Source organism: Mycobacterium sp. OAS707 (assembly GCF_014873705.1).
Taxonomy (GTDB): domain Bacteria; phylum Actinomycetota; class Actinomycetes; order Mycobacteriales; family Mycobacteriaceae; genus Mycobacterium.
This window is the reverse complement of record NZ_JADBDS010000001.1, coordinates 238,151-264,824: the sequence shown is the minus strand read 5'-3', so window position 1 is coordinate 264,824 and position 26,674 is coordinate 238,151. Positions and strand designations below refer to the sequence as shown.

Below are 26,674 nucleotides of genomic sequence, written 5' to 3'. Positions count from 1 at the left end.
TCATGCGGGCTTCAGCGCCCGCATCGATACTTGAGCCATGGCTGAAGGACCCGACGTCACGCTCGCACCGATCGGTTCGGTGCGGCGCACCCAGGTGGGTCGCGAGGCCACCGAGCCGATGCGGGAGGACATCCGCCTGCTCGGCACGATTCTCGGCGACACGGTGCGTGAGCAGAACGGCGAGGAGGTGTTCGACCTCGTCGAGCGGGCCCGTGTCGAATCGTTCCGCGTGCGGCGCTCGGAGATCGATCGCGCCGAGTTGGCCCGGATGTTCGACGGCATCGACATCCACCAGGCCATCCCCGTCATCCGCGCGTTCTCTCATTTCGCGCTGCTGGCGAACGTCGCCGAGGACATTCACCGTGAACGCCGCCGCGCGATCCATCTCGCGGCAGGTGAGCCGCCGCAGAACAGCACTCTGGCCGCCACGTATTTGAAACTCGACTCGGCAGAACTGGATTCGGCCACAGTTGCCGAAGCGCTGAGCGGTGCATTGGTCTCGCCGGTGATCACCGCGCATCCCACCGAGACCCGCCGCCGCACGGTTTTCGACACCCAGCACCGGATCACCGAACTGATGCGGTTGCGGCTGCACGGGCACACCGAAACCGACGACGGCCGCGACATCAACGTCGAACTGCGCCGGCACATCTTCACGCTATGGCAGACCGCTCTGATTCGGTTGTCGCGGTTGAAGATTCAGGATGAGATCGAGACCGGGTTGCGGTATTACCAGTCGGCGTTCCTCGAGGTCATCCCGAAGGTCAACGCGGAGGTGCGATCCGCGTTGCAGGCCCGCTGGCCGGACGCGGATCTGTTCGAGCTGCCGATTCTGCGACCGGGCTCATGGATCGGCGGTGACCGCGATGGCAATCCCAACGTCACCGCCGAAGTCGTCCGTCAAGCCACTGGCAGGGCCTCCTTCACCGCGTTCGAGCACTACTTCACCGAGATCAGTTTTCTCGAGCAGGAGCTGTCGATGTCGGCGCGGCTGGTGCAGGTCAGCGAAGAGCTCAAAGCGTTGGCGGATGTGTGCAACGAGCCCGCCCGCGCCGACGAACCGTACCGCCGCGCATTGCGCGTCATCCACGGCAGGCTCACCGCGACCGCGGCTGAGATCCTGGACAGCCAGCCGGAACACGAACTCGACCTCGGCCTGGAACGCTATGTGACGCCGGCCGAACTGCTTGCCGACCTCGATGTCATCGATGGTTCATTGCGCTCCAACGGAAGCGGTGTGCTCGCCGATGATCGGCTGGCCAGGCTGCGGGAAGCCTTGCGGGTCTTCGGTTTTCACCTCTCCGGCCTGGACCTGCGCCAGAACTCCGATGTGCACGAGGAGGTGGTGGCCGAGCTGCTGGCGTGGGCGGGAGTACACGCGGACTACCCGTCGCTGGCCGAACCGGAGCGTGTCGAACTGCTGGCTGCCGAGTTGGCGACCCGTCGACCGCTGACGAAAGACGACGCCGCACTGTCGGAGCTGGCCCGCAAGGAGCTGGACATCGTCGCCGCGGCCGCCCGCGCCGTTCGGGTCTTCGGACCGCAGGCGATACCGAACTACATCATCTCGATGTGTCAGTCGGTTTCGGACATGCTCGAGGCGGCGATCCTGCTCAAGGAGGTTGGCCTGCTCGATGCCTCGGGCGACGAGCCCTATGCCCCCGTCGGCATCGTTCCGCTCTTTGAGACCATCGACGACCTGCAGCGCGGTTCGGCCATTCTCGAAGCGGTGCTTGACCTTCCGCTGTATCGCGGCGTCGTGAGTGCACGCGATGACAGCCAAGAGGTGATGCTCGGGTATTCCGACTCGAACAAGGACGGGGGGTACCTGGCGGCAAACTGGGCGCTGTATCGCGCCGAACTGGACCTCGTCGAGTCGGCCCGCAAGACCGGAATTCGGTTGCGGCTCTTCCACGGACGCGGTGGCACCGTCGGTCGCGGGGGCGGGCCGAGTTACGACGCCATTCTCGCCCAGCCACCGGGTGCGGTGAACGGATCGCTTCGGATCACCGAGCAGGGCGAAGTGATCGCCGCCAAATATGCCGAACCGCGTGTCGCACATCGCAACCTCGAGACGCTGTTGGCGGCCACGTTGGAGGCCACGCTGCTCGACGTCGAAGGCCTGGGCGATGCGGCGGGGCCTGCCTATGAGGTGCTCGACGAACTGGCTGCCCGCGCTCAGCGCGCGTATGCCGAATTAGTCCATGAGACACCAGGTTTCGTCGAGTATTTCAAGGCGTCCACGCCGGTCAGCGAGATCGGTGCGCTCAACATCGGCAGCAGGCCGACGTCGCGGAAACCGACGACGTCGATTTCGGATCTACGAGCCATACCGTGGGTACTGGCTTGGAGCCAGTCGCGGGTGATGCTGCCCGGCTGGTACGGCACCGGCGCCGCATTCGAAACCTGGATCGCCGACGGCGACGGAAGGCTTGAAGTACTGCAAGACCTCTATCGTCGTTGGCCGTTCTTCCGCACCGTGCTATCGAACATGGCGCAGGTGCTGTCCAAGTCGGACATGGGTCTGGCTGCGCGCTATTCCGAACTCGTCGAAGACGAGGCGCTGCGCCAGCGGGTGTTCGGCAAGATCGTCGACGAGCATGAGCGAACGATCCGCATGCACAAGCTGATCACCGGCCAGGACGACCTGCTAGCGGACAACCCGGCGTTGGCGCGGTCGGTGTTCAACCGCTTTCCGTATCTCGAGCCGCTGAACCATCTGCAAGTGGAACTGCTGCAGCGGTACCGCTCAGGAGACGACGACGAACTGGTCCAGCGCGGCATCCTGCTGACCATGAGTGGGCTGGCAACCGCGCTGCGCAACAGCGGATAGCCACGCGACGTTAGAGTCCCGCGGTTCGACGCATCCTGTTGACGACACCGCGCACTGCGGACTCCGTGGCCGCGATCGGCGCGACTGCAGCCTCACCGATGTCGACGATGCGTTCGACGCGACCGACGATGGCTTCGAGGCGATCGACCACCGCGAACAGTCGCGGTGCGAGCTCGTTGATCTGGTTGATCGTTTCGTTGAACCGCTCCAGGGTGGCGTCGAGGTTGCCTGTCGAATGGTTCAGGTCGACCAGGGTCTCGCTCAGCCCCTCCAGGATGGTGTCGACCTGCTCCACCGTCACGTCGGCGTTCAGTGCCGCCTGCGCGAGCTTGCGGATCCGCTCGGTGCCCGTCCGAGGCGCGGGTTTGCCACCTTTGTCAACCATGCCCGACATTATGACCACATCGATGGAACCGCCGGAGCGTAGTGGTCGTCTGAATCAGGTATGCAGTGCCGGAACAACCCACGTTCAGCCAGCCCTGACCTTGTCCGACGTATCGCGGAGTACGTCGCGGGATTCGCCGACGCGGAGGCCGACCAAAGGGGCGATGTCGAAAGCCGACGCCCGCCAGAGTAGGGAATGTGATGGAAATCCGGCGAAATCCGTCAGATATCCGACTCCCGGCGCGCTCCTAGAGCTCGGCGGCGGCGTCCTCGTCGAGCAGCCACACTGTCGCGTCGCGACCGACCGCGCCGGCGGCGGGCACGTCGACCGGCTTGGCGCCGCCGATCGCGGCCGCCACCGCGTCGGCCTTGCCTGCGCCCGAAACCACGAGCCAAACCTCGCGCGAACGCTGAACCGCGGGCAGCGTCAACGTGATTCGTTGCGGCGGCGGCTTGGGGGAGTCCGGCACACCGAGAACCAGTCGCTCTGTCTCGCGCACCGCGGCCGTATCCGGGAACAGTGAGTTGATGTGCCCCTCCGGTCCCATGCCCAGCAGATGCACGTCGAAGTCCGGTGCGGGCTGCCCCTCGTCGGCATTGGCGAAGAGCACTTGCTCGTAATCGCGTGCTGCGGCGTCCAGGTCGTCGCCGAACTCAGCGCCGCTGGCCGCCATCGGATGCACGTTGCCGGTCGGGATGTCGATGTGGTCGAGCAGCGCCTCACGGGCCTGCTTGTAATTGCGTTCGTCGTCGTCTTCGGGAACGAACCGATCGTCACCCCAGTACAGATGCACCTTCGACCAGTCGATCTTGTCGCCGGCCTCGCCAACCCGCTTGAGCAAGCCAATGCCGGTGCCCCCGCCGGTCAACACGATGTGGGCAGTGCCGCGGTTGTCGACGGCGCTGATGATCGCCTCCACCAGTCGGTCGCCTGCCGCCGCCACCAATGCCGCAGTGTCGGAATACTTCTCAACAATGTGGCTCACAGGTATTGCACTTTCTCGATGCCTTGCAGCGCCTCGTGATAGATCTCGTCGGCGTCCAGCCTCCGCAGGTCCTCGGCCAAGCACTCCTTGGCGTCTCTGCGCGCCAAGGGTATCCGCGCTTCAGGCTTACTGGTTCTGTTCAGCGTTGCGGTCACCCCTGTCTGTGGACGCTTCAGGGTGATGGTTTCACTGTCTCGCACGAGTTCGACCTTCAATTCGCCGACTGCCCGCTGCACCGGGCCGTCGATTCGGGCGGCGAGCCAACCGGCGAGGACGTCGAGCGAGGGCTCGTCCCGCAGGCCCGACACCAGCGCCGAGGTGATCGGCTCGAAGGGTGGCTGATTGAGCGCGGATGCCAGCAGCGCGCGCCAGTAAGTGATGCGGGCCCACGCCAGATCGGTGTCGCCGTCGGTGTAACCCTGCAGGCGACTCTTGATCGCGGCCAGCGGGTCGGAGCACTCTGTCGCATTAGTTATCCGGCGAATCGCCAAGTGACCCAACGGATCCTGTGCCGGCACCGCCGGGCCTCCGGCAGGCCACCATGCGACGACCGGGGTATCGGGCAGCAAGAAGGGCAGCACAACGCTGCTGGCGTGTTCGGCGAGCTCACCGTGCAGGCGGAGCGCAACGACCTCGCCCGCACCCGCATCGCCGCCGACGCGAAGTTGCGCATCCAGGCGCGACTCGGTGGCGCTTCGATCGCCCTGGACCACCACGATCACTCGGCACGGGTGCTCACGACTTGCAAAGTTGGCCGCCTCGATGGACTCCTCCAGCAGATCGTCTGAGTCAAGCGAGATCACGAGCGTGAGCACGCGGCTCAACGTGATAGCGCCGCCCTCTTCACGCAGGCCGGTGATCTTCTTGCTGATGTCGTTTGTTGTCGTGTCGGGCAGGTCGACGATCATCAGGGTCGCCTCCATTCGCGGCCCATGCGATGCATCATCTCGTCGGCCGACGGCGGCCCCCAGGTACCCGATTCATACGCATCAGGCTTGCCATGTGACGCCCAATAATCCAGCACGGGATCCAGGATCTCCCAGGACAATTCGACCTCGGCGTTGGTCGGGAACAGCGATGGTTCGCCGAGCAGCATGTCGAGGATCAACCGCTCGTATGCCTCGGGAGAGTCCTCGGCGAAGGCCGAACCGTAGGAGAAGTCCATGTTGACGTCACGGACCTCCATCGCGCTGCCGGGAACCTTCGATCCGAAACGCGTGGTGATGCCTTCGTCGGGCTGCACCCGGATCACCAAGGCGTTCTGGCCGAGTTCTTCGGTCATGGTCTTGTCGAACGGCAGGTGCGGGGCGCGCTTGAAGATGAGTGCGATCTCGGTCACCCTGCGTCCCAAGCGTTTTCCGGTCCGCAGGAAGAACGGCACCCCCGCCCAACGACGAGTGTCGATCTCCAGCGTGATCGCGGCATACGTCTCCGTCGTGGACTCCTTGGAAAAGCCCTCCTCGTCCAATAGACCGACGACCTTCTCGCTGCCCTGCCAGCCCGCGGCGTACTGCCCGCGAGCCGTGGTGTCATCGATGGGCTGCATCAACTTGATGGCGGAGAGCACCTTGATCTTTTCCGCCTGAAGTTCGTGCGGGCTGAAGTTCACCGGCTCTTCCATGGCCGTCAGCGCAAGCAGTTGCAGCAGGTGGTTCTGGATCACATCGCGGGCCGCGCCGACTCCGTCGTAGTAACCACCGCGGCCACCGAGACCGATGTCCTCGGCCATGGTGATCTGCACGCTGTCGACGTAGTTGTTGTTCCAGATGGGCTCGTACAACTCGTTGGCGAAGCGAAGGGCCAGAATGTTCTGGACAGTCTCCTTGCCGAGGTAGTGGTCGATGCGGAACACCGACTCCTCGGGGAAGACACTGTTGACCACCGTGTTGAGCTCTTTGGCGCTCTCCAGGTCGTGGCCGAACGGCTTCTCGACGACGACCCTGCTCCACCGGCCCTCTTGCGGCCTTGCCAATCCCGACTTCTGTAGCTGCTCGCATACCTGCTGAAAAGCCTTGGGCGGGATCGACAGATAGAATGCGTGGTTGCCGCCGGTGCCGCGCTCGGCGTCTAGCTTCTGAAGTGTTTCCGACAGCCGCTCAAATGCTTTCGCGTCATCGAAGGTGCCCTGCACGAAGCGGATTCCCTCGGCCAGCCGGTCCCAGACCTCCTGGCGATACGGCGTGCGGGCATGCGTTCTGACCGCATCGCACACCAGCTTGCCGAAATCCTCATCGGCCCAGTCCCTGCGGGCGAATCCGACCAGGCCGAAGTTCGCAGGCAACAGTCCGCGATTGGCGAGGTCGTAGATGGCAGGCATCAGCTTCTTGGTGGCCAGATCGCCGGTGACGCCGAAAATCACCACACCGCACGGGCCCGGGATGCGGGGCATGCGCTTGTCGCGCTTGTCCCGCAACGGATTACGCCAGGTAGCTCCGGCTGCAGACGCCGTATCCGTTTCGGGCGTCATTTGTTGGCGGCGTCGAGCTGTTCCTGCGTGGCATCGAGCAGCTCAAGCCACGACTTTTCGAACTTTTCCACGCCTTCGTTCTCGAGCACGAGGAATACGTCGGTCAGATCGACTCCCACTTCCTGGAGTTTGTCGAACACGCTCTGCGCTTCGTCCGCTGTCCCGGTGACGGTGTCACCGGTGATCACACCGTGGTCGGCGACCGCGTCAATCGTCTTCTCCGGCATGGTGTTCACGGTGTTCGGCGCAACCAGCTCGGTGACATACAGCGTGTCCGAGTAATCCGGATTCTTCACGCCAGTCGACGCCCAGAGCGGCCGCTGCACCCGTGCACCGTCGACCGCCAAGGCCTCGTAGCGGGATCCGCCCACGAACACTTCTTCATAAGCCGCATAGGCCAGCCGCGCATTGGCCACTCCGGCCTTGCCGCGCAATGCGAGCGCCTCATCGCTGCCTATCGCCTCCAGGCGCTTGTCCACCTCGGTATCCACGCGCGAAACGAAGAACGACGCGACGGAATGGATCTTGGTGAGGTCGTGCCCGGCATCCTTGGCCTTCTCCAGGCCTGCCAGGTAGGCATCCATCACCGCGCGGTGCCGCTCAACAGAGAAGATCAGCGTCACGTTCACCGAGATGCCCTCGGCAAGAACCGAAGTGATCGCCGGGATTCCTTCCTTCATCGCGGGGATCTTGATGAACAGGTTCGGGCGGTCGACAATCTTCCACAGTTCGATGGCTTGGGCGATCGTCTTCTTTTCGTCGCGTGCCAGTCTCGGGTCGACCTCGATCGACACTCGTCCGTCCACGCCGTCGGACGCCTCCCACTGCGGGCGGAGAACGTCGCAAGCCTCGCGTACATCATCGGTGGTGACTGTGCGAATTGTGGCGTCCACGTCGGCGCCGCGCTCGGCGAGTTCCTTGACCTGCGCGCTGTATGCGTCACCTTTGGACAGCGCCGCCTGGAAGATCGACGGGTTGGTGGTCACACCGACCACGCTCTTGGTGTCGATCAGTTCCTGCAGGTTGCCGGTCTGCAGTCGATCACGGGACAGGTCGTCGAGCCATACCGAAACACCCTGGGCGGAGAGGGCCGCAAGGTTGGGATTCTGTGCCATTGCTGATGCCTTTCCAAACTTTTCGCTAGTCAATTCTCTAGTGATCGCTCCGCGGCGGCCACCACTGCCTCTGGGGTGAAACCGAACTCACGGAACAACGTCTTGTCGTCGGCCGACTCGCCGTAATGCTCGATCGAGACGATCTCGCCGGTGTCGCCGACCAGCTTGTACCAACTCTGCGCGACCGCCGCCTCGACGGCGACGCGCGCCGACACCGCAGGCGGCAGCACGCTGTCGCGGTACTCCTTGGGCTGGGACTCGAACCACTCGACGCATGGCATCGAAACAACGGTCGCGGTGATTCCCTTGTCCGCCAATATCTTTTGCGCCGCCACGGCCAATTGCAGTTCCGAGCCCGTGCCGATCAGCACCACATCGGGATCCTCGTCGGGTGCGCCGCCGAGCACGTAACCACCCTTGGCGACCCCTTCGGCGCTGGTGCCCTCCAGTACGGGGATGCCCTGTCGCGTCAGAATGAAACCGACCGGACCGCTGCCGGCGCCGCGCGCGATGATGTTGCGCCACGCATAGGCGGTCTCGTTCGGGTCGCCCGGCCGCACCACCGAAAGGTTCGGGATCGCCCGCAGCGCCGCCAGGTGTTCGATCGGCTGATGGGTGGGACCGTCCTCGCCAAGGCCGATCGAATCGTGCGTCCAGATGTAGATTGTGTCGATGTCCATCAGCGAGGCCAACCGCACCGCGGGGCGCATGTAGTCCGAGAACTGCAGGAAGGTGCCGCCGAACGCGCGCGTCGGCCCGTGCAGCACGATGCCGGACAGGATCGAACCCATCGCGTGTTCGCGAACTCCGAAGTGCAAAACGCGGCCGTAGGGATCGGCGGTGAACTCCTTGGTGGAGATGGACGCGGGCCCGAACGACTTGACGCCCTTGATCGTGGTGTTGTTGCTGCCCGCGAGATCCGCTGAGCCGCCCCACAATTCGGGCAGCTTCGGTGCGACGTCGTTGAGGACCTGGCCAAACGCCGCGCGGGTGGCCAGCGGCTTGGAACCCGGCTCCCAGTAGGTGAGGTCGGCGTCCCAGCCGTCGGGCAGCTCTTCGGCCGTCAGCCGGTCCAGCAGCGCCTTGCGGTCGGACTCACGCTGCGCCCACGCGTCGAACTCGCTCTGCCATTTCTCGTGCGCTTCCTTGCCGCGCGCCACCAGCCCGCGGGTGTGCTCGATGACCTCGTCGCGCACCTCGAACGTCTTGTCCGGGTCGAAGCCGAGGATCTCCTTGACCTTCGCGACCTCTTCGTCGCCGAGCGCGGCGCCGTGTGCCTTGCCGGTGTTCATCAGCTCAGGCGCTGGGTAGCCGATGATCGTGCGCAGCGAGATGAACGACGGCTTGTCGGTGACCCGCTTCGCCTCGGCGATGGCCTCTTCTATGCCGACGACGTTCTCGCCACCCTCGACCTGCTGCACGTGCCACCCGTAGGCGCGGTAGCGGGCTGCCGTGTCCTCGCTGAGCGCGATGTTGGTGTCGTCCTCGATCGAGATCTCGTTGTGATCGTAGAAAACGATCAGGTTGCCGAGTTGCTGGGTGCCTGCCAGCGACGACGCCTCGCTGGTGACGCCCTCCTCGATGTCGCCGTCGGAGGCGATCACGTAGATGTAGTGGTCGAACGGGCTGGTGCCCGGCGCTGCGTCCGGATCGAACAGGCCGCGCTCGTAGCGCGAGGCCATCGCCATGCCGACCGCAGAGGCCAGCCCCTGGCCGAGCGGTCCGGTGGTGATCTCAACGCCCTTGGTGTGGCGGAACTCCGGGTGTCCCGGTGTCTTGGACTTCCAGGTGCGCAGCGACTCGATGTCGGAAAGCTCGAGCCCGAACCCGCCCAGGTACAGCTGGATGTACAGGGTCAGGCTGGAATGCCCTGCCGAGAGCACGAAGCGGTCGCGGCCGAGCCAGTGCGGGTCGCTGGGGTCATGGCGCATCTGGCGCTGAAACAGCGTGTATGCCAGCGGCGCCAGGCTCATCGCGGTGCCCGGATGGCCGTTGCCCACTTTCTGCACCGCGTCCGCGGCCAGCACGCGGACCGTGTCGACAGCCTGCGAGTCCAGCTCGGTCCAGTCGTCGGGGTGGTTCGGACGAGTGAGGGTCGAAATCTCGTCGAGAGTGGTCACGTGGCGAACTCCTTACATAGGCCCGGGCTTCGCAATCCGCTTTGTCCACCCTAGTGCGCGAACCTGGGGCACCGCAGGTGCGTGGGGGACGATTAGGACGGCGTTTACACGCGGTCTACCATCGTCTGTAGTAGAAGCCGCGAGGCGGCGACCCCGAGGAGTAATTGCGTGAGGATTCGCGAAGGCAGCCTTGTCGAAGGGGCGCCGAACCGGATCAGCACCAAACTCCTCGGCTATCTGTCACTGACCAAACCGCGGGTGATCGAGCTGTTGCTCGTCACGACCATTCCCGCGATGCTGCTGGCGCACCGCGGCACCGTCGACCCGCTGCTCATCCTCAACACTTTGTTCGGCGGCATGCTGGCTGCCGCGGGCGCCAACACGCTGAACTGCGTGGCCGACGCGGACATCGACAAGAAGATGAAGCGCACCGCCCGTCGACCGCTGGCTCGCGACACCGTGCCGCGCAGTCATGCGCTCGTGTTCGGCTTGGCACTGTCCGTCGGCTCCTTCTTCTGGCTGTGGTGGACGACGAACATGCTGTCCGCGCACCTGGCAGGCGCGACCATCGCGTTCTACGTGCTCGTCTACACGCTGCTGCTGAAGCGGCGCACCTCACAGAACGTGGTGTGGGGCGGGGCGGCCGGCTGCATGCCGGTGATGATCGGCTGGTCCGCCGTCACCGGGACCATCCAATGGCCTGCGCTGGTGATGTTCGCGATCATCTTCTTCTGGACGCCGCCGCACACCTGGGCGCTGGCCATGCGCTACAAGGACGACTACGAGGCGGCCGGGGTACCGATGCTGCCCGTGGTGGCCACCGAGCAGCAGGTCACCAAGCAGATCCTGGTGTACACGTGGCTCACTGTCGTCTCGACTTTGGCGCTCGCGTTGGCCACGGGCTGGCTGTACGCGTCGGTGGCGATCCTTGCGGGCACCTGGTTCCTGGTGATGGCCCATCAACTCCACGCAGGGGTGCGCCGCGGGGAGTCGGTGAAGCCGCTGCGTCTGTTCCTGCAGTCGAACAACTACCTCGCGGTGGTCTTCCTTGCGCTCGCGGTGGATTCGGTCTTGGCGCTGCCGAGACTGCTAGGGCACTAACACCACCGAGCCGACGGTCTTGCGGCCCTGCAAATCGCGGTGGGCCTGCTCGGCATCTTCCAGCCGGTAATGTTCGCTCACCGTGACCGTGATGGTGCCCGCGGCAATGGCGTCGAGTAGTTCGCCTGCGCGCCAAGCGAACTCGTCGGGTGTGCGGGTGTAATGCGCAAGCGTCGGGCGGGTCAGGAACAGTGAACCCGACGCATTGAGCCGCTGCGGATCGAACGGCGGCACCGGGCCGCTGGCCGCCCCGAACAGCGCAACCGTGCCGCGCACCCGGCAACTGGCCAGGCTCGCGTCGAAGGTGTCCGCGCCCACCCCGTCGTACACCGCGGCGACACCGCCGTCCGTCAACTCCTTGATCGTCGCACCGAATTCGGCTGGGTCATCGGGGTAGCCGAGCACCTCGACCGCGCCTGCTTTGCGCGACAGCTCGCGCTTCTCCGGTGTCGACACCGTGGTGATCACCCGCACGGCGAGGCTGGTGGCCCACTGCGTCAGGATGAGCCCGACACCTCCCGCGCCTGCGTGCACCAGCACGGCGTCGCCCTCCTGCACCGGATACGTCGACTTGATCAGGTAGTGCGCGGTCATTCCCTTGAGCAGGGATGCTGCGGCCACATCCGCGTTGACGCCCTCGGGCACATATGCACAGAAATCGGCTGGGGCAGTGCAGTATTCGGCGTAGGCGCCGTCGGCCTGGGCGGTGACGACCCGATCTCCGACGCTCAGCGCCGCGACATCGTCGCCGACGGCGTCGACGGTGCCGCACACTTCGGTGCCGACGATGAACGGCACCTCGCGCGGATACTGGCCGGACCGGAAATAGGTGTCGATGAAGTTCACGCCGATCGCCTCGGCCTTGATCACCACTTCACCGGGGCCGGGGGTGGGCTTGTCTTTGTCGGCGTAGGTCAGGACTTCGGGACCGCCGGTCTCTGCGACTTCAATGGCCTTCATGCCCACTATCCTGCCAAGGTGAAGCTTGCCCGGCCCGACGTGTTCCATCCGCGCATCGTGCTGGCGGGTTGTCCGGCACTTCCTGAGGGCGATGGCGACGATGACGGCCTGGTCGCAGCGCTGCGCCAGCGTGGGCTGCATGCCCGCTGGCTGTCGTGGGACGACCCGCAGGCCCTGGAAGCCGATCTCGTGATCCTGCGCGCGGCGTGGGACTACATCGACCGACTCGACGAGTTCCTGGTGTGGACGAAGCGCGTTCGCAATCTGCTCAACCCGCCCCAGGTCGTGCTGTGGAACACCGACAAGCGCTATCTCGCCGACCTCGCCGACGCTGGTGTCCCGACCGTCCCCAGCCAATTCTTCGCGCCGGGGGAGAAGGTCCGGCTGGCTGCAGGTGAGGTGGTGGTCAAGCCCGCGATCGGCGCGGGATCCGTTGGCGCCCTGCGGTTTTCTGACCATGATGAAGCACGTGCCCACGCCGCATCGCTGCAGGCCGAAGGTCGCACCGTTTTGGTACAGCCCTACGACCGTCGAATCGAGGACGGCGAGACGGCACTGGTCTTCCTGGGTGGCGGGCAGTCGCACGCGTTCACCAAGGGCCCGATCCTGCCGCCCCCGGGGCAGGCGCCGGTGTTCGACGCGTCCGGCACCTACGCCGAGGAAACCCTCACGCCCGCCGACCCCGACTTCGAGCTGTGGGACATCGGTCACGCGGCGCTGGCGGCGGCCGCCGCCCACCTCGGCATCAACGTCGAAGACCTGCTGTACGCCCGCGTCGACGTGATCGGGGACCGGCGCGACGCGCATGTACTCGAGGTCGAACTCGTGGAGCCGTCGCTGGGCTGGCGGCAGTTGGATGAGGACACCAGGGCCCGGCAGCAGCGGGTCTTCGCCGTCGGTGTCGAATCAGCCCTGGAGCGCCTCGGGCTTGGACCGCTCTCGCATCGACGCCCATAGCGCAGCGGTCGCAGCGGTGCACGCCGCCGCACCGAGCACGTGGACCGCGACCAGCGCGGCGGGCACGCCGGTGAAGAACTGCACGGTGCCGACGAAGCCCTGGGCTGCGACGAGCGCCAGCAGCACATTCAGCCGCAGCGTGACAGGCCGCGGCGCACGCACCGCGAGCAGACCGAAGCCGAGTCCGACGAGCAGCGCCAGATAGGCGACGAGCAGCGACGAATGCAGGTGCACCAGCGTGGTGATCTCCACCTGCAGCCGCGGCACCGGCTGGGCGATGCTCTTGTCGCCCGCGTGCGGCCCGGCGCCGGTGACCAGCGTGCCGCTCACCAGCTGCCCGGCCAGTACGACGGCGGTCAGTACGGTCAACTGGCGCAACGGTTTTGGCACCACAGGCGCCGGCATGCCATCGTCGGGTTCACCGATCTTGACGTACAACAGCACGGCCAGCCACACCATGGTCATCGACGCCAGCAGGTGAATGGCGACGGTCCACCAGAGCAATCCGGTCAGCACGGTGATGCCGCCGATCACGGCCTGCACCACGGTGGACGCCGGCATCAGCCAGGCGTAGATCAGCACCTCGCGGCGCCGCCGAGCGCGCGTGACCGCCAGCACCGCGAGTGCGGCCGTCAGTACCACGAGGAAGGTGATCATCCGGTTGCTGAACTCGACGACCTGATGAACGACGGCGACCTCGGCGTGGGGGACCGGGACGAAACTGCCGGGGAAGCACTGCGGCCAGGTCGGGCAACCGAGGCCAGACGCGGTGACGCGGACGATGGCGCCGGTGACGGCAATCCCGCCCTGGGTCAGGATGACGAGAAGCGCGACGATGCGCTGAACCCGAAGACTCGGCACGGGCAGCAGGTCGACTATTCGCAGGAGAAATCGTCCGACGGCCACGACCTCGATCGTAGAGCACCGCAACTACACGCCGTAGTAGCGGGGACGGCGTCCCTGGCGGGCATCAATTGAGACAAAACCGTCTAACATGAGATAAAGTCGTCTCATGAAGTTGGATCGCGATCAGGTGTTGCGCGCAGCCGCGGACTTCCTGAGCCGACGGCCCAACGCGACCCAAGACGAGATCGCTGCGGCCGTCGGCATCAGCCGCGCGACCTTGCATCGTTACTTCGCAGGGCGTGCCGCTCTCCTCGAGGCTTTGGACCAGCTCGCGGTGGCTCACATGCATGAGGCGCTGAAGACAGCCCGATGGCAGGAGGGTTCGGCCGAAGAGGGGTTGCGGCGCCTGGTGTCGGCGTGCGAGCCGGTGGCCGGATACCTCACGTTGCTCTACACCCAAAGTCAGGATTTCGACGCCAACGAGGCCACGGATGCCTGGGCAGAAATCGACGCCGAGATCAGGCAACTGTTCCAGCGCGGTCAGCGGGAAGGCGAATTCCGTCCCGATCTGTCTGCCGTCTGGCTGACCGAGGCGCTCTACAACCTCGTCGCCGGCGCGGCGTGGCTCATTCAGGTCGGACGGGCGGCGCGCCGCGACTTCACTGAGATGGTCACCGAACTGCTGTTGCATGGGGTGAGGGCGTCGTGACGCGTCGTTGGCTGGCGCTCGGCGTGATCAGCCTCGGAGTGCTGGTGATCGGCGTCGACGGCACAGTGCTGGCGGTGGCCACCCCGTTCATCACCAAGGATCTCGAGTCGACAGCGACCCAGGTCCTTTGGATCGGCGATATCTACTCCTTCGTGCTGGCGGCCTTGCTCGTCACAATGGGCAGCCTCGGCGACCGCGTCGGTCACAAGAGGTTGCTGCTCTGCGGCGCAACGGCTTTCACTGCCATGTCCGTGGTGACTGCATACGCTTCGTCGGCTGAGCTCCTGATCGGCGCGCGCGCGCTGCTCGGCGTGGCCGGGGCCACGCTGGCACCGTCGACGCTGGCGTTGATCCGCGGGCTGTTTCTCCAGCCGCGTGATCGCAGCATCGCTGTCGGTGTCTGGGCCTCGATGTTCTCGGCCGGTGCCGCACTGGGCCCGGTGGTCGGCGGCCTGCTATTGGAGCACTTCTGGTGGGGGTCGGTCTTCCTGATCAACGTCCCGGTGATGGCTGCGCTGCTCGTCGGCGGCATCGTCCTGTTGCCGGAGCAGCGCCACCCCACGCCGGGGCCGTGGGACCTGCCCAGTGTCGGGCTTTCCCTCGTCGGCGTGCTCGGCCTCGTCTATGCCGTAAAGGAAACTGCCGCAAACGGCCCTCGCATCGACATCGCGGTGATCGGCGTCGCCGGCGTCGCGGCCTTCACGCTGTTCGTCCGGCGTCAGCTCAGGCTGCCCGCACCGTTAATCGACGTGCGGTTGTTCCGCAACCGTGCGTTCTCGGGCGTTGTCGCGGCCAATCTGCTTTCAGTGCTGGGTCTTTCGGGCCTGGTGTTCTTTCTGTCCCAATTCTTCCAACTGGTACAGGGCTATAGCCCGATGAAGGCCGGGCTGGCCGAACTGCCCGCCGCGGTCGCGGCGACCGTGTTCGGCGTGCTGGCCGGTTTCGCCGTGCGCCACTGGTCGCAGCGCGCCGTCCTCACGACGGGCCTGGTACTGGTCGGTGTCGCGATGGCGTCACTGACCGCGATCAGCCCGTCCACCGCCTATCTGCGTCTCGGCGTCGCCCTGTTTTTCGTCGGCGTTGGCCTCGGGCTGGCCTTCACCGCGGCCAGCGACGTCATCATCGGCAGCGTCATCCCTCAGCGGGCCGGTGCGGCAGCGGCGGTCTCGGAGACTGCCTACGAACTTGGCATGGCGCTGGGAATCGCGACACTTGGCTCGATCATCACCGCCGTATACCGCGGGTTGGCGATTCCGCCCGGCACCCCCGATGCGGTGGCGTCGCGTGCGCGGGAATCGCTCGCCGCGGCGGTCGACGCGTCAGCAGGGCTGCCCGCCGACAACGCAGATGGCTTGTTGGCCGCGGCGAGGGATGCCTTCACCGGCGGACTGGCGATCGCGGCCGGTGTCGGCTCGGCGCTGCTACTGGTTTCGGCAGTGGCGGTGTGGTTGTTGCTCAGGCCGCGACCAGCACCACCACCGGATCATCCGACGGGATGCCCTGCTCGCGGCGCAGCCGCAGCCGGCTGAAGCCGTAGTATCGGATTTCGTTGTCTTACAATAACTCTCAAATAGCCCTTGCAGGCGCGGCGGCTATCGCCGGCGGTTGTACAGCGGTGGAATGCTTTGCTCGAAGCTGAAGACATTGTTGGGGTCGTACTTCGCCTTGATCGTGCGCAGTCGGTCGACATTGGGTCCCCAATAGGCGGTCTCCCAGTCGGCTGTACCGGCATTCGGCACATTGACATACGCACCATTCACGTACGGCGCCAACGCTTCGCTGAACTCGGCGATCCAGGCCAGACACTTCGGTGTCAGCGGGTCGGCCGCGACTGTCTCAGCCGGTATGTCGCCCCGACGAGGACCCCAGCCGGCGCCGGGCTCGGCGTAGAAGAGCGCGTTGCGGTGAGCGAACGCCGATCCGCCCGACGGTTCACTGCCCGTGAGGGCTCCGCCGAAGGCATTGGTGAAATAGTTGCAACCCGGCGCGGGAGCCTTCGCCATGAATGAGGCGACGAGTTCGATAGCTTCTGCAGGAAATGGGTCGTAGATGAACTGCGAGTTGAACTTCCAGTTCCTGGGCTCCTCGGCTGTGGGTATCTGGAAGCCCGCGTAGATCTCGGCCCAAGTCGCGTCCGCCGTCGAGATGGTCGGCTTGCCGACCGACAGGATCGGCGCCAGCAGCTGCATTGCCTCTGCCGCTGTTCCGGATGCGAGCGCACCGACCAGCTGGAACTCATCGCGGTTGATCTCGAGTTGGCTGGTGAGCCGGTTGTCGGTGTAGGGGGCGCAACGCTGCCAGGCTTCGAAAACGCCCGGTAGGTCGCCCATCCGCGGCCACGTCGCGGTGAGGTAGATGGCCTGCGTCAGTGGGCGAACCCGGTAGGTCAGCGATGTGACGATTCCGAAGTTGCCGTTCCCGGCGCCGCGGAGTGCCCAGAGCAGATCTGTGTTGTTCTGCTCGTCGGCGATGATGGCGTCGGCCCCACCGTCATCCGACGCCACGACAATTTCGGCTGCCATGAGATTGTCCGACGCCATGCCGAAGGCGCGGGTCAACAGCCCGAAGCCGCCGCCAAGGGTCGCGCCGACCAGACCGACGGATCCTTCGGTGCCCGTTGGCGCCGCAAGGCCGGCGTTGCCGAGCGCGGTAACGGCCTCGAGCTGGTTCAATCCAGCGCCGACGACCGCCGTGTTCGACGCGGCATCGACCGTTGCCGATTTCAATTCGCTGACATCGATCACAATGCCGTGGTCGACGTTTGACCAGCCCTCGAGGCAGTGCCGGCCGCTGCGCACCCGGGGTGCGACATCGTTCTGTCGCGCCCACGCCAGCGCGTTGACCACGTCCTCCGTCTCTTGGGCGAACACGATCACTGCGGGATTGTGGGTGAAGAGCAGGTTCCAGCCGGCGCTGGCGATCGGGTAGTCGGCGTCGACCGCTCGGACGACGCGGCCGGTCAACTCAGCCGGCCGTGCGGTCGTAGACCTCACACCACCGCTTCGGGTGCGGCGAAGATGTCATCGCCCGGCTCGGTGTCGAGCACCTTGCGGTTGAACATCATCAGATAACCGAAATAGACCCCTCCGGCAGCGATCAGGCCGATGACGATCAGGGTGGGCACCGTGGCGTCGCCGGGTGTGACGAGCACGAACAACACGAACGCCTCCCAGGTCAGGGCAGCGACCGCGACCGGCAGCTCGAAGCGCCCCAGACTGAAGCCGCCCTCCCTGTGCTCGAGTCGTTTCCGCACCGCCAGGTAGAGGATCACTATCGCGCCGTAGATGAGCGCAGGCAGGATCGTCGAGCCGATGATCAGCTGCATCAGCGCCGCACCCGGGAGCGCGAGCATCAACACGACACCGACCACCAGGATCAGGATCGTCGCAGGGACGGGAGTTTGGGTCCGCGGATTGACTCGCCGCATCAATCCGTGCGCGGGGAAGCGTTCGTCGCGCGCCATGGCGAACACCTGCCGCGAGCATGCCGCCATCACCACCATCCCGGCGCCGAACATCGCAAAAGTCAGCCCCGCCAACAGGATTCGCTCCGTGACCGGTCCGAGCTGATCGCGGATGATCGCGGCGACCGGCGAGCCGCTGCCGCTCACGCGCGGAATGTCCTTGATTGCGACGGTCAGTGCGATCAGGAACACCAGCCCGAGGACGCCGGCCGCGACCACCGAAGCCACGATCGCTCGCGGGACGCTGCGAAAGGGATCCTTGGCCTCTTCGGCGAGATTCGCCGCAGAGTCGAATCCCACGAGCGTGGTGAGACCCATGATCATGCCTGCCATCAACCCGCCGCCGATGGCGAAGTAGTTGGGCGCCCCTGCGGTGATGCCGCGTGAGGTGAGGTTGGCGATGTCGCCGCTGCCGGTGAACACCATGACCGCGGCCAGCGCGACCACCAACACCGCGACGATGGCGAGTTCGATTCCCACCGCGCCCGAGGTGATGAGGCCGAGCAGGCGCGTCGAGGCGATCACCAGCACAGCCTGAATGATCAGTATCGCGACCGTGATCAGCCGAGCGGTGTCTTCGCTCGGGTGCATCCCCACCAACGGCATGAACGCCTGACTGGCCAGCGCATTGTCGAGGGCGACCACCGCGATCGCCAGGTACCAGAACGTCAGCCACCCGAACAACCAACCGATCTTCGGGTTGGCCAGCCGTGAGGCCCACTGATACGACGAGCCGCTGAGCGCGATGCGGGCGGCGAACTGCGCTACCACCAGCGCCACCAGAGCCTGTCCTATTGCCGCGAGGATCCACAGCCAGATACCGACGGGCCCGGCAGTAATAAGCAGGTCGTCGTACGTCGCGAAGATGCCCACGGCCACCGAGATGAACGCGAACGAGATCGCGAATATCTGAAAAGCACCGAGTGTTCGTTTCAGTTCCGGCTCGTAGCCACAGTCCCGACAATCGACGTCGGCAGAAGTGGTCTCCGCCAGATTTTCAGCCGTCATTTTGGGCCTTTCGTGGCGGGTGATACCCGGACACTAGCTGACCGGATATCCGTTTCCGGGCCGAATTGTCCTTTACGTAAAAATTCGCTGGCTGGTCAGGTGAACCGGAACCAGCGCAGCGCGCATAGTCCGGCGACTGCGCCCCATGCCGCGAGCACCGCGATGCCGAACCAGTCCACCGACAGCGTCATCGCCCGTGTCAGCGCTTCGGTCAACGCGCCCGACGGCGTCAGCCGGGCCACCCACTGCACGCTGTGCGGCACCATGCCGCCTTCGAGTGTGAGCGCGCCAAGGCCTGCGAAGACGAACCACAGCAGGTTGGCGATCGCCAAGACGATTTCAGCCTTCAACGTGCCGCCCAGCAGCAGGCCCAGTGCCGTGAAACCCGCGGTGCCGAGCGCGATTATCGCGGCGCCGAGCAACAAGCCCAGGATGTTCGGTCGCCAGCCAAGACCAAAGCCGATGGCGCCCAACAAGATCGCCTGTAAGAACACGACGGTGACGACGGCCAGCGACTTTCCGGCGATGATGCCCCACACCGGCAACGCCGTCGCACCGAGGCGTTTCAGCGCGCCGTACCGACGGTCGAAAGCCACCGCGATGGCCTGCCCGGTGAACGCCGTCGAGATCACCGCGAGCGCCATGATCGCGGGCACGAACGTCGCCGCCCGGTTCGGGCCGAACGAGCCCAGCGGCAGCAGCGTCAGCCCGACCAGCAGCGTGATCGGGATGAACATGGTGAGCAGCAGCTGCTCGCCGTTGCGCAGCAGCAGCTTGAGTTCGAGGCCGAACTGCGCGGCCAGCATCTTCTGCACGGTCGCGGGGCGCGGATCGGGCGAAAACGTCCCTGGCGCAAACAAATTGGTCATGATCGCAACTCCCGGCCGGTCAGATCGAGGAACACGTCCTCGAGGCTGCGCTGTTCGACCCGCATGTCGGTAGCCAGCACATCCAGCCGTGCGCACCAGGCGGTGACGGTGGCCAGCACCTGGGGGTCGATGTTGCCCTCGACCAGGTACTCGCCCGGCGCTGTCTCGGTCGCCTGGTAGCTCTCGGGCAGGGCCGACACCAACAGCGACAGATCGAGCATCCGTGGCGCGCGGAACCGCAGCTGGTTCTCGGCGCCGCTGCGCATCAGCTCCGCCGGTGTGCCGGTCGCCACCGCCACACCGTGGTCGATGATCACAATTCGGTCGGCCAGTTCCTCGGCCTCGGTCAGCTGATGTGTCGTCAGCACCACGGTCACGCCGTCGCGGCGGAGCCCATTGATCAACTCCCACACCACGATTCGCGCGTGTGCATCCATGCCCGCCGTCGGCTCGTCGAGGAACACCAGCTCCGGACGGCCCACCACCGCGCACGCCAGCGCCAACCGCTGCTGCTGGCCGCCGGACAGCCTGCGGTAGGTCGTGCGCGCCGCCTCGGTGAGGCCAAGAGTGTCCAGCAGCCATCGCGGGTCGAGTGGGTTAGCCGCATACGCCGCAACAAGATTCAGCATTTCGCCGGCTCGAGCGGCCGGGTAGCCGCCGCCGCCCTGCAGCATCACACCGATGCGCTCGCGCAGGCGGGCGTTGTCAGCGAAAGGATCCAGACCGAGGATCTCGATGCTGCCCGCGTCGGGTTTGATGAAGCCCTCGCACATTTCCACCGTCGTGGTCTTGCCTGCGCCGTTGGGGCCGAGCAGCGCGAGCACCTCAGCGGCGTTCACGTCGAGGTCGAGTTCGGAGACGGCCGTCGTCGACCCATACCGCTTGACGACGCCGCGCAGGCGCACGGGGGCAGTCGAGTCGGGGCTCACGGGGATTCAGCGTAAGCGCCGGGCTTGGCAGGCTGCGGCGCCGGTATTGCCGGTTCGACGATTTCCGGCACCGGCTCCACCTGCGGACGCCCGGGGTCTGGCAGCTTGCGCCACGGCAGGCGGTAGTACGTCAGGCTGATGAGTATGAGCACGATCACGGTGCTTGCCACCACCGCGAGCAGGATCTGGAACAGCGTGAACCGGTCGCCGTTGGCTGTCGGGCCGAATATCCCGACGACGAGCGTGACGACGATCGTTGTGGTGCGAAACGCCGGCCTGGTCGCCCACGCGGCCAGCGGGATCACGGCCCACAGCACGTACCAGGGCTGAACCACCGGAAAGAGCAGCACGGTCATGCCGAGCGCCACACCAAGCCCACCGACCGGATGCAGTCGCCCGCGCAACACGGCGAGCAGCAGGAACGTCACGATGATCGCGATGGTGAACACACCGATCGCACGCGTCAGTCCGAGCACCGCGGTGGTGTGATCGCCGAGCCCCAACAGGATGCCGACCTGTCCTGTCCCCAACGCCAACAACGTCGGCAGTGACATCCAGCTGCGCACGACGTTGGCGGTGCCCAGTGTGTACAGCCAGCCGAAGCCGAGGCTGCTGGCCCAGCCGATCAGCGCCATTACCGCCACCGACACCAGGGTCAGCGACCCGCCCGAGATCAGGAACGCTTTGACCGTGCCGCCCCAGCGGCAGGCCAGCGCCATCGCGACGAAGCCCAGCGCGAGCAGCGACGGCAGCTTCACCTGCGACGACAGCGTGATCAGCACGATGCCGAGCAGAAGACTGCCCATCGGCAGCCAACGCGCCCATTCGTCGCGGCCATGTGGCCAGGCCCAGGGTTTCGGCAGTAGCGGGCCGACCGCATCGACGCCACGCAGCGCGAATTCGGTGCCGGCCAACATCAGGCCCAGCATCAACGCCTCGTTGTGGATGCCTGCGACCAAATGCATGATCAGCAGCGGATTAGCCGCGCCCAGCCACAGCGCGCTCACCTCGGCGACCCCGCAGCGGCGCGCCAGCCGCGGCACCGCCCACACGATCAGGCCGACGCCGAGCAGCACGACGATCCGGTGGCACAGCACCGCCGCCACGATGTTTTCTCCCGTCAGCGCCGAGATGCCCTGCCCGATCCACAGAAACAACGGACCGTACGGGGCAGGCGTCTCGCGCCACATGTTCGGCACCGACAACGTGAAGACATGGTCGAGGCCCAGCCCCGGGGCGGGGCCGACGCGATAGGGGTTGAGGCCCTGCAGCGAGATCTCGCTCTGCGCCAGGTAGGAGTAGACGTCTCTGCTGTACATCGGCGGCGCGATGAGCAGCGGCAGCACCCACAGCATCAGGGTCCGGTCCAGCTGACTGCGTGTCATGCGCCGGTCGCCGAGCGTGAACCGACCGAGCATCAGCCAGGCCAGCGCCATCATCACCGCGCCGGTGGTGGTCATGGTCAGCGACACCGTCTGGATGCGCGAGGGCAGATTCAACAGGCGGACACCGAAAGTCGGGTCCTGAACCACGGGACGCGCGCCGACACCCAACGCGCCGATCGCCATCAACACCGTGCCGGTGGCACCGAACAGGCGGGTGCGGCGAAACGCGATCAGCTCGGCGTCGTTGAGCGGGGAGCCGACGGCGCGTTCGTCGCCGTGCCATCCGGCAATCGACGTACTGAGAGTCCGCAGGCGGAGCGCCACCACAGCAGCGTAACGGCCGTCCGTATGGTTCCCGTCACCATAAGGGGACCCTTGCTTTACCGCGTTCCTGAATTCCGTCACAATAGTGTTGTGAAATTCGGTCCGGAAAGCGCTGGAGCCGCCGCGGTGGCGACATCCAGCGATCGCCACACCCGTGGCGCGATCGTCCAGCTCTTGCTGGAATCCGGGCCGATCACCGCGGGTGAGATCGGCGACCAGCTGGGCATCTCCGCCGCCGGCGTGCGCAGGCACCTCGACGCGCTGTTGGAGGCCGGCGACGCGCAATCGGCCGCCGCTGCCGCGTGGCAGCACCACGGTCGCGGGCGGCCGGCCAAGCGGTATCGGCTGACGGCCCAGGGCCGCGCCAAGCTGCAGCACACCTACGACGACCTGGCTGTTGCCGCGATGCGACAGCTGAGGGAGATCGGCGGCGACGACGCCGTGCGCACCTTCGCGAGGCGCCGCATCGATGCCATCCTCGCGGGAGTAACCGAGGGGCCAGGCGACGTTGAAGCCAGGGCAGACAGGGTGGCGATGGCGCTGACCAAGGCCGGCTACGCGACCAGCACGACACCGGTGACCGGGCCGATCCACGGCATTCAGCTCTGCCAGCACCACTGCCCGGTTTCACACGTCGCGGAGGAGTTTCCCGAGTTGTGCGAGACCGAGCGGGAGGCGTTCGCCGAGATCCTTGGCACCCACGTGCAGAGGCTGGCGACCATCGTCAACGGCGACTGCGCATGCACCACCCACGTCCCGCTCACCCCCGAGAAGCCAAAATCGATCCGGCGCACAGCCCGCGTCGGAAAAACCACGAGCAAGCAAGGAGCGTCGACATGACGACCACTCCCGAGGTCCACAAGGTGGGCGAACCGCTCAGCCAGGACGAGGCCATCGCCTCGCTGAGCCGGTACGGCTACGGCTGGGTGGACTCCGACGCGGCGGGCGCCAGCGCACAGCGCGGACTGTCCGAAGCGGTGGTGCGCGACATCTCGGCCAAGAAGAGCGAGCCGGAGTGGATGCTGGAGACTCGGCTGCGCGCGCTGCGCACGTTCGACAAGAAGCCGATGCCGAATTGGGGCTCGAACCTCGAGGGCATCCACTTCGACAACATCAAGTACTTCGTGCGCTCCAGCGAGAAGCAGGCCGCCACGTGGGACGACCTGCCCGCCGACATCAAGAACACCTACGACAAGCTGGGCATCCCCGAGGCCGAGAAGCAGCGTCTGGTCTCTGGCGTCGCCGCACAGTACGAATCCGAGGTCGTCTACCACTCGATCCGCGAGGATCTGGAGAAGCTCGGCGTCATCTTCCTCGACACCGACACCGCGCTGAAGGAACATCCGGAGATCTTCAAGCAGTACTTCGGCACCGTGATCCCGGCGGGCGACAACAAGTTCTCCGCGCTGAACACCGCTGTGTGGTCAGGCGGTTCGTTCATCTACGTGCCGCCCGGCGTGCACGTCGACATCCCGCTGCAGGCCTACTTCCGGATCAACACCGAGAACATGGGCCAGTTCGAGCGCACGCTGATCATCGTCGACGAGAACGCCTACGTGCACTATGTCGAGGGCTGCACCGCGCCGATCTACAAGAGTGATTCGCTGCATTCGGCGGTCGTCGAGATCATCGTGAAGCCCGGTGGCCGTTGCCGTTACACGACCATCCAGAACTGGTCGAACAACGTCTACAACCTCGTCACCAAGCGGGCGCGGGCCGAGGCAGGCGCGACCATGGAGTGGGTCGACGGCAACATCGGCTCGAAGGTCACGATGAAATACCCGGCGGTCTGGATGACCGGCGAGCACGCCAAGGGCGAAGTGCTTTCGGTGGCGTTCGCGGGCGAAGGTCAGCACCAGGACACCGGCGCCAAGATGCTGCACCTGGCGCCGAACACCTCGAGCAACATCGTGTCCAAGTCGGTGGCCCGCGGCGGCGGCCGCGCGTCCTACCGCGGCCTGGTTCAGGTCAACAAGGGCGCACACGGTTCGCGGTCAAGCGTGAAATGCGATGCGCTGCTGGTCGATACGATCAGCCGCAGCGACACCTACCCGTACGTCGACATCCGCGAGGACGAGGTGACGATGGGCCATGAGGCGACGGTGTCGAAGGTCAGCGAGGATCAGCTGTTCTATCTGATGAGCCGCGGCCTGACCGAGGACGAGGCGATGGCCATGGTGGTGCGCGGGTTCGTCGAGCCGATCGCCAAGGAGCTTCCGATGGAGTACGCGCTGGAGCTCAACCGGCTGATCGAGCTGCAAATGGAAGGCGCGGTCGGATAGTGGCTGAGCTGACTACTGCTGTCGAGGGAATCAACAAGGGGGAGCTGTTCACGTCGTTCGACGTCGACGCCTTCGAGGTGCCGCACGGTCGCGACGAGCTCTGGCGCTTCACGCCGTTGAGGCGGTTGCGCGGCCTGCACGACGGTTCGGCTGTTGCGACCGGCGCGGCCACAATCGATGTCCAGACATCGGATGACGTGCGAGTCGATCGGGTCGGGCGTGACGACTCGCGACTGGGCGCGGCGGGTGCACCCGCTGATCGTGTTGCGGCGCAAGCGTACTCGTCGTTCGAGACCGCGACGCTGATCGAGGTGCCCAAGGACACCGTCGTCCGCGACGAGATCCAGGTGACGGTGACCGGGCCCGGCGAGGGCAAGGTCGCCTACGGGCACCTGCAGGTGCGGGTCGGTGAGCTGTCCGAGGCGGTCGTCGTCATCGACCAGCGCGGCAGCGGAACCTATGCCGACAACGTCGAATTCGTGGTCGGCGACGCTGCCCGGTTGACCATCGTGTCGATCGCCGACTGGGCGGATGACACGGTCAACGTCAGCACACACCACGCCGCGCTCGGCAAGGACGCGGTGCTGCGCCACGTCGCAGTCACGCTCGGCGGCGACGTCGTGCGGCTGACGGCGCGGGCCAAGTTCTGTGCGCCGGGCGGTGACGCCGAGTTGCTCGGGCTGTACTTCGCCGACGACGGCCAGCACTTCGAGTCGCGGCTGCTGGTGGACCACGCTCAGCCGAACTGCCGCTCGCACGTCACGTACAAGGGTGCGCTGCAAGGCGATCCCGATTCGAAGAAGCCGGACGCGCACACCGTGTGGATCGGCGACGTGCTGATCCGGGCCGCGGCCACCGGAACCGACACCTTCGAGACCAACCGCAACCTGGTGCTCACCGACGGCGCGCGCGCCGACTCGGTGCCGAACCTGGAGATCGAGACCGGCGAGATCGTCGGGGCCGGGCACGCCAGTGCCACCGGTCGTTTCGACGATGAGCAGCTGTTCTATCTGCAGGCCCGCGGCATTCCGGAGGACCAGGCCCGCAGGCTGGTTGTGCGCGGCTTCTTCGGCGAGATCATCGGCAAGATCGCCGTCCCCGCGGTGCGTGAACGTCTCACCGCGGCCATCGAACACGAACTTGAGCTAACCGAAGGAATCACTCACTGATGACCACACTGGAAATCAAGGACCTGCACGTCAGCGTCGTCTCCAAGGAGGACGGGACCGACATCCCGATCCTCAAGGGCGTCGACCTCACCGTGAACTCGGGGGAGACCCATGCGTTGATGGGCCCCAACGGATCCGGCAAGTCCACGCTGTCCTATGCGATCGCCGGCCACCCCAAGTACACGGTGACGTCGGGCTCGATCACGCTCGACGGCCAGGACGTGCTCGAGATGAGCATCGACGAGCGCGCACGCGCCGGGCTGTTCCTTGCGATGCAGTACCCCGTCGAGGTGCCGGGCGTGTCGATGTCGAACTTCCTGCGCACCGCGGCCACAGCGGTTCGCGGCGAGGCACCGAAGCTGCGGCACTGGGTCAAAGAGGTCAAAGGCGCGATGGCTGACCTCGACATCGACCCCGCGTTCTCCGAACGCAGTGTCAACGAAGGCTTTTCGGGCGGCGAGAAGAAGCGCCACGAGATCCTGCAGCTGTCGCTGCTGAAGCCCAAGATCGCGATCCTCGACGAGACCGACTCGGGTCTCGACGTCGATGCACTGCGCGTCGTCAGCGAGGGTGTCAACCGCTACGCCGAGGCTGAGCACGGCGGCGTCCTGCTGATCACCCACTACACCCGCATCCTGCGCTACATCCAGCCGCAGTTCGTGCACGTGTTCGTCGGCGGCCGCATCGTCGAATCCGGCGGACCGGAACTGGCCGACGAGCTCGAAGAGAACGGGTACGAGCGCTTCACGCAGGCGGTCGGAGCCTGA

22 protein-coding genes are annotated in these 26,674 nt (G+C 65.8%); 9 read left to right on the top strand and 13 right to left on the bottom strand.

Annotation, left to right across the window (positions count from 1 at the left end):
- Nucleotides 1-37: 37 nt before the first annotated feature.
- Nucleotides 38-2,833: a phosphoenolpyruvate carboxylase gene (gene ppc / locus GGC64_RS01260; protein ID WP_192720645.1), complete on the top strand. Its 2,796-nt coding sequence runs from the start codon at nucleotides 38-40 to the stop codon at nucleotides 2,831-2,833.
- 10 nt (nucleotides 2,834-2,843) lie between these two features.
- On the opposite strand, the gene GGC64_RS01255 is transcribed toward ppc, so the two are convergent.
- The 6 genes from GGC64_RS01255 to tkt all read right to left on the bottom strand — a co-directional run bounded on the left by GGC64_RS01255 (nucleotide 2,844) and on the right by tkt (nucleotide 9,905).
- Entirely contained in the window at nucleotides 2,844-3,218 is a 375-nt protein-coding gene (locus GGC64_RS01255) for an ATPase (protein ID WP_192720644.1), read from the bottom strand.
- Between the two features lie 247 nt (nucleotides 3,219-3,465).
- Nucleotides 3,466-4,203, bottom strand: coding sequence for a 6-phosphogluconolactonase (gene pgl, locus GGC64_RS01250; protein WP_192720643.1), 738 nt, complete (start codon nucleotides 4,201-4,203; stop codon nucleotides 3,466-3,468).
- The gene (gene opcA / locus GGC64_RS01245) at nucleotides 4,200-5,111 is read right to left on the bottom strand and encodes a glucose-6-phosphate dehydrogenase assembly protein OpcA (protein ID WP_192722348.1); all 912 of its coding nucleotides are present in this window, start codon (nucleotides 5,109-5,111) and stop codon (nucleotides 4,200-4,202) included. Before opcA ends, pgl begins: the two co-directional genes overlap by 4 nt.
- The gene (gene zwf / locus GGC64_RS01240) at nucleotides 5,111-6,670 is read right to left on the bottom strand and encodes a glucose-6-phosphate dehydrogenase (RefSeq protein ID WP_192720642.1); all 1,560 of its coding nucleotides are present in this window, start codon (nucleotides 6,668-6,670) and stop codon (nucleotides 5,111-5,113) included. The genes opcA and zwf overlap by 1 nt, the downstream gene beginning before the upstream one ends.
- Nucleotides 6,667-7,785 (bottom strand): transaldolase, encoded by a 1,119-nt coding sequence (tal, locus tag GGC64_RS01235; RefSeq protein WP_192720641.1) that lies wholly within the window; start codon nucleotides 7,783-7,785, stop codon nucleotides 6,667-6,669. Before tal ends, zwf begins: the two co-directional genes overlap by 4 nt.
- A gap of 29 nt (nucleotides 7,786-7,814) precedes the next feature.
- Complete coding sequence (tkt, locus tag GGC64_RS01230) at nucleotides 7,815-9,905, bottom strand: transketolase (RefSeq protein WP_192720640.1); 2,091 nt, start codon at nucleotides 9,903-9,905, stop codon at nucleotides 7,815-7,817.
- A gap of 168 nt (nucleotides 9,906-10,073) precedes the next feature.
- Between tkt and GGC64_RS01225 the strand changes: the two genes are divergently transcribed.
- Complete coding sequence (locus GGC64_RS01225) at nucleotides 10,074-11,006, top strand: heme o synthase (protein WP_192720639.1); 933 nt, start codon at nucleotides 10,074-10,076, stop codon at nucleotides 11,004-11,006.
- On the opposite strand, the gene GGC64_RS01220 is transcribed toward GGC64_RS01225, so the two are convergent.
- Nucleotides 10,995-11,966 carry a quinone oxidoreductase gene (locus GGC64_RS01220; protein ID WP_192720638.1) on the bottom strand — a complete coding sequence of 324 codons (972 nt, stop codon included), beginning with the start codon at nucleotides 11,964-11,966 and terminating at the stop codon, nucleotides 10,995-10,997. The two genes, GGC64_RS01225 and GGC64_RS01220, sit on opposite strands and share 12 nt — an antisense overlap.
- An 18-nt stretch (nucleotides 11,967-11,984) precedes the next feature.
- On the opposite strand from GGC64_RS01220, the gene GGC64_RS01215 reads away from it, so the two are divergent.
- Nucleotides 11,985-12,923, top strand: a complete 939-nt coding sequence (locus GGC64_RS01215) for a hypothetical protein (protein ID WP_192720637.1) — start codon at nucleotides 11,985-11,987, stop codon at nucleotides 12,921-12,923.
- Here the strand turns inward: GGC64_RS01215 and GGC64_RS01210 are convergent.
- Nucleotides 12,873-13,802, bottom strand: coding sequence for a heme A synthase (locus GGC64_RS01210; RefSeq protein ID WP_192722347.1), 930 nt, complete (start codon nucleotides 13,800-13,802; stop codon nucleotides 12,873-12,875). The genes GGC64_RS01215 and GGC64_RS01210 overlap by 51 nt on opposite strands.
- 133 nt (nucleotides 13,803-13,935) lie before the next feature.
- Between GGC64_RS01210 and GGC64_RS01205 the strand changes: the two genes are divergently transcribed.
- Nucleotides 13,936-14,478 carry a TetR/AcrR family transcriptional regulator gene (locus tag GGC64_RS01205; RefSeq protein ID WP_192720636.1) on the top strand — a complete coding sequence of 181 codons (543 nt, stop codon included), beginning with the start codon at nucleotides 13,936-13,938 and terminating at the stop codon, nucleotides 14,476-14,478.
- Entirely contained in the window at nucleotides 14,475-16,007 is a 1,533-nt protein-coding gene (locus GGC64_RS01200; RefSeq protein ID WP_192720635.1) for an MFS transporter, read from the top strand. Before GGC64_RS01205 ends, GGC64_RS01200 begins: the two co-directional genes overlap by 4 nt.
- A 63-nt stretch (nucleotides 16,008-16,070) precedes the next feature.
- On the opposite strand, the gene GGC64_RS01195 is transcribed toward GGC64_RS01200, so the two are convergent.
- From GGC64_RS01195 to mptB, 5 genes are all read right to left on the bottom strand, one after another.
- Nucleotides 16,071-17,471, bottom strand: a complete 1,401-nt coding sequence (locus GGC64_RS01195) for an FAD-binding oxidoreductase (protein WP_192720634.1) — start codon at nucleotides 17,469-17,471, stop codon at nucleotides 16,071-16,073.
- Nucleotides 17,468-18,949 carry an APC family permease gene (locus tag GGC64_RS01190; RefSeq protein WP_192720633.1) on the bottom strand — a complete coding sequence of 494 codons (1,482 nt, stop codon included), beginning with the start codon at nucleotides 18,947-18,949 and terminating at the stop codon, nucleotides 17,468-17,470. Before GGC64_RS01190 ends, GGC64_RS01195 begins: the two co-directional genes overlap by 4 nt.
- 95 nt (nucleotides 18,950-19,044) lie before the next feature.
- Nucleotides 19,045-19,818 carry an ABC transporter permease gene (locus GGC64_RS01185; RefSeq protein ID WP_192720632.1) on the bottom strand — a complete coding sequence of 258 codons (774 nt, stop codon included), beginning with the start codon at nucleotides 19,816-19,818 and terminating at the stop codon, nucleotides 19,045-19,047.
- Entirely contained in the window at nucleotides 19,815-20,753 is a 939-nt protein-coding gene (locus GGC64_RS01180) for an ABC transporter ATP-binding protein (protein ID WP_192722346.1), read from the bottom strand. The genes GGC64_RS01185 and GGC64_RS01180 overlap by 4 nt, the downstream gene beginning before the upstream one ends.
- Nucleotides 20,744-22,456, bottom strand: a complete 1,713-nt coding sequence (gene mptB / locus GGC64_RS01175) for a polyprenol phosphomannose-dependent alpha 1,6 mannosyltransferase MptB (RefSeq protein WP_192720631.1) — start codon at nucleotides 22,454-22,456, stop codon at nucleotides 20,744-20,746. The genes GGC64_RS01180 and mptB overlap by 10 nt, the downstream gene beginning before the upstream one ends.
- A gap of 24 nt (nucleotides 22,457-22,480) precedes the next feature.
- Here mptB and GGC64_RS01170 point away from each other — a divergent pair, with 24 nt between their 5' ends.
- From GGC64_RS01170 to sufC, 4 genes are read left to right on the top strand one after another with little or no spacing between them, the layout of a single operon-like run.
- Nucleotides 22,481-23,296 (top strand): metalloregulator ArsR/SmtB family transcription factor, encoded by an 816-nt coding sequence (locus tag GGC64_RS01170; protein ID WP_192720630.1) that lies wholly within the window; start codon nucleotides 22,481-22,483, stop codon nucleotides 23,294-23,296.
- Nucleotides 23,293-24,738, top strand: a complete 1,446-nt coding sequence (sufB, locus tag GGC64_RS01165; protein WP_192720629.1) for a Fe-S cluster assembly protein SufB — start codon at nucleotides 23,293-23,295, stop codon at nucleotides 24,736-24,738. The genes GGC64_RS01170 and sufB overlap by 4 nt, the downstream gene beginning before the upstream one ends.
- Nucleotides 24,735-25,907 (top strand): Fe-S cluster assembly protein SufD, encoded by a 1,173-nt coding sequence (gene sufD, locus GGC64_RS01160; RefSeq protein WP_192722345.1) that lies wholly within the window; start codon nucleotides 24,735-24,737, stop codon nucleotides 25,905-25,907. Before sufB ends, sufD begins: the two co-directional genes overlap by 4 nt.
- Nucleotides 25,907-26,674 (top strand): Fe-S cluster assembly ATPase SufC, encoded by a 768-nt coding sequence (sufC, locus tag GGC64_RS01155; protein ID WP_192720628.1) that lies wholly within the window; start codon nucleotides 25,907-25,909, stop codon nucleotides 26,672-26,674. Before sufD ends, sufC begins: the two co-directional genes overlap by 1 nt.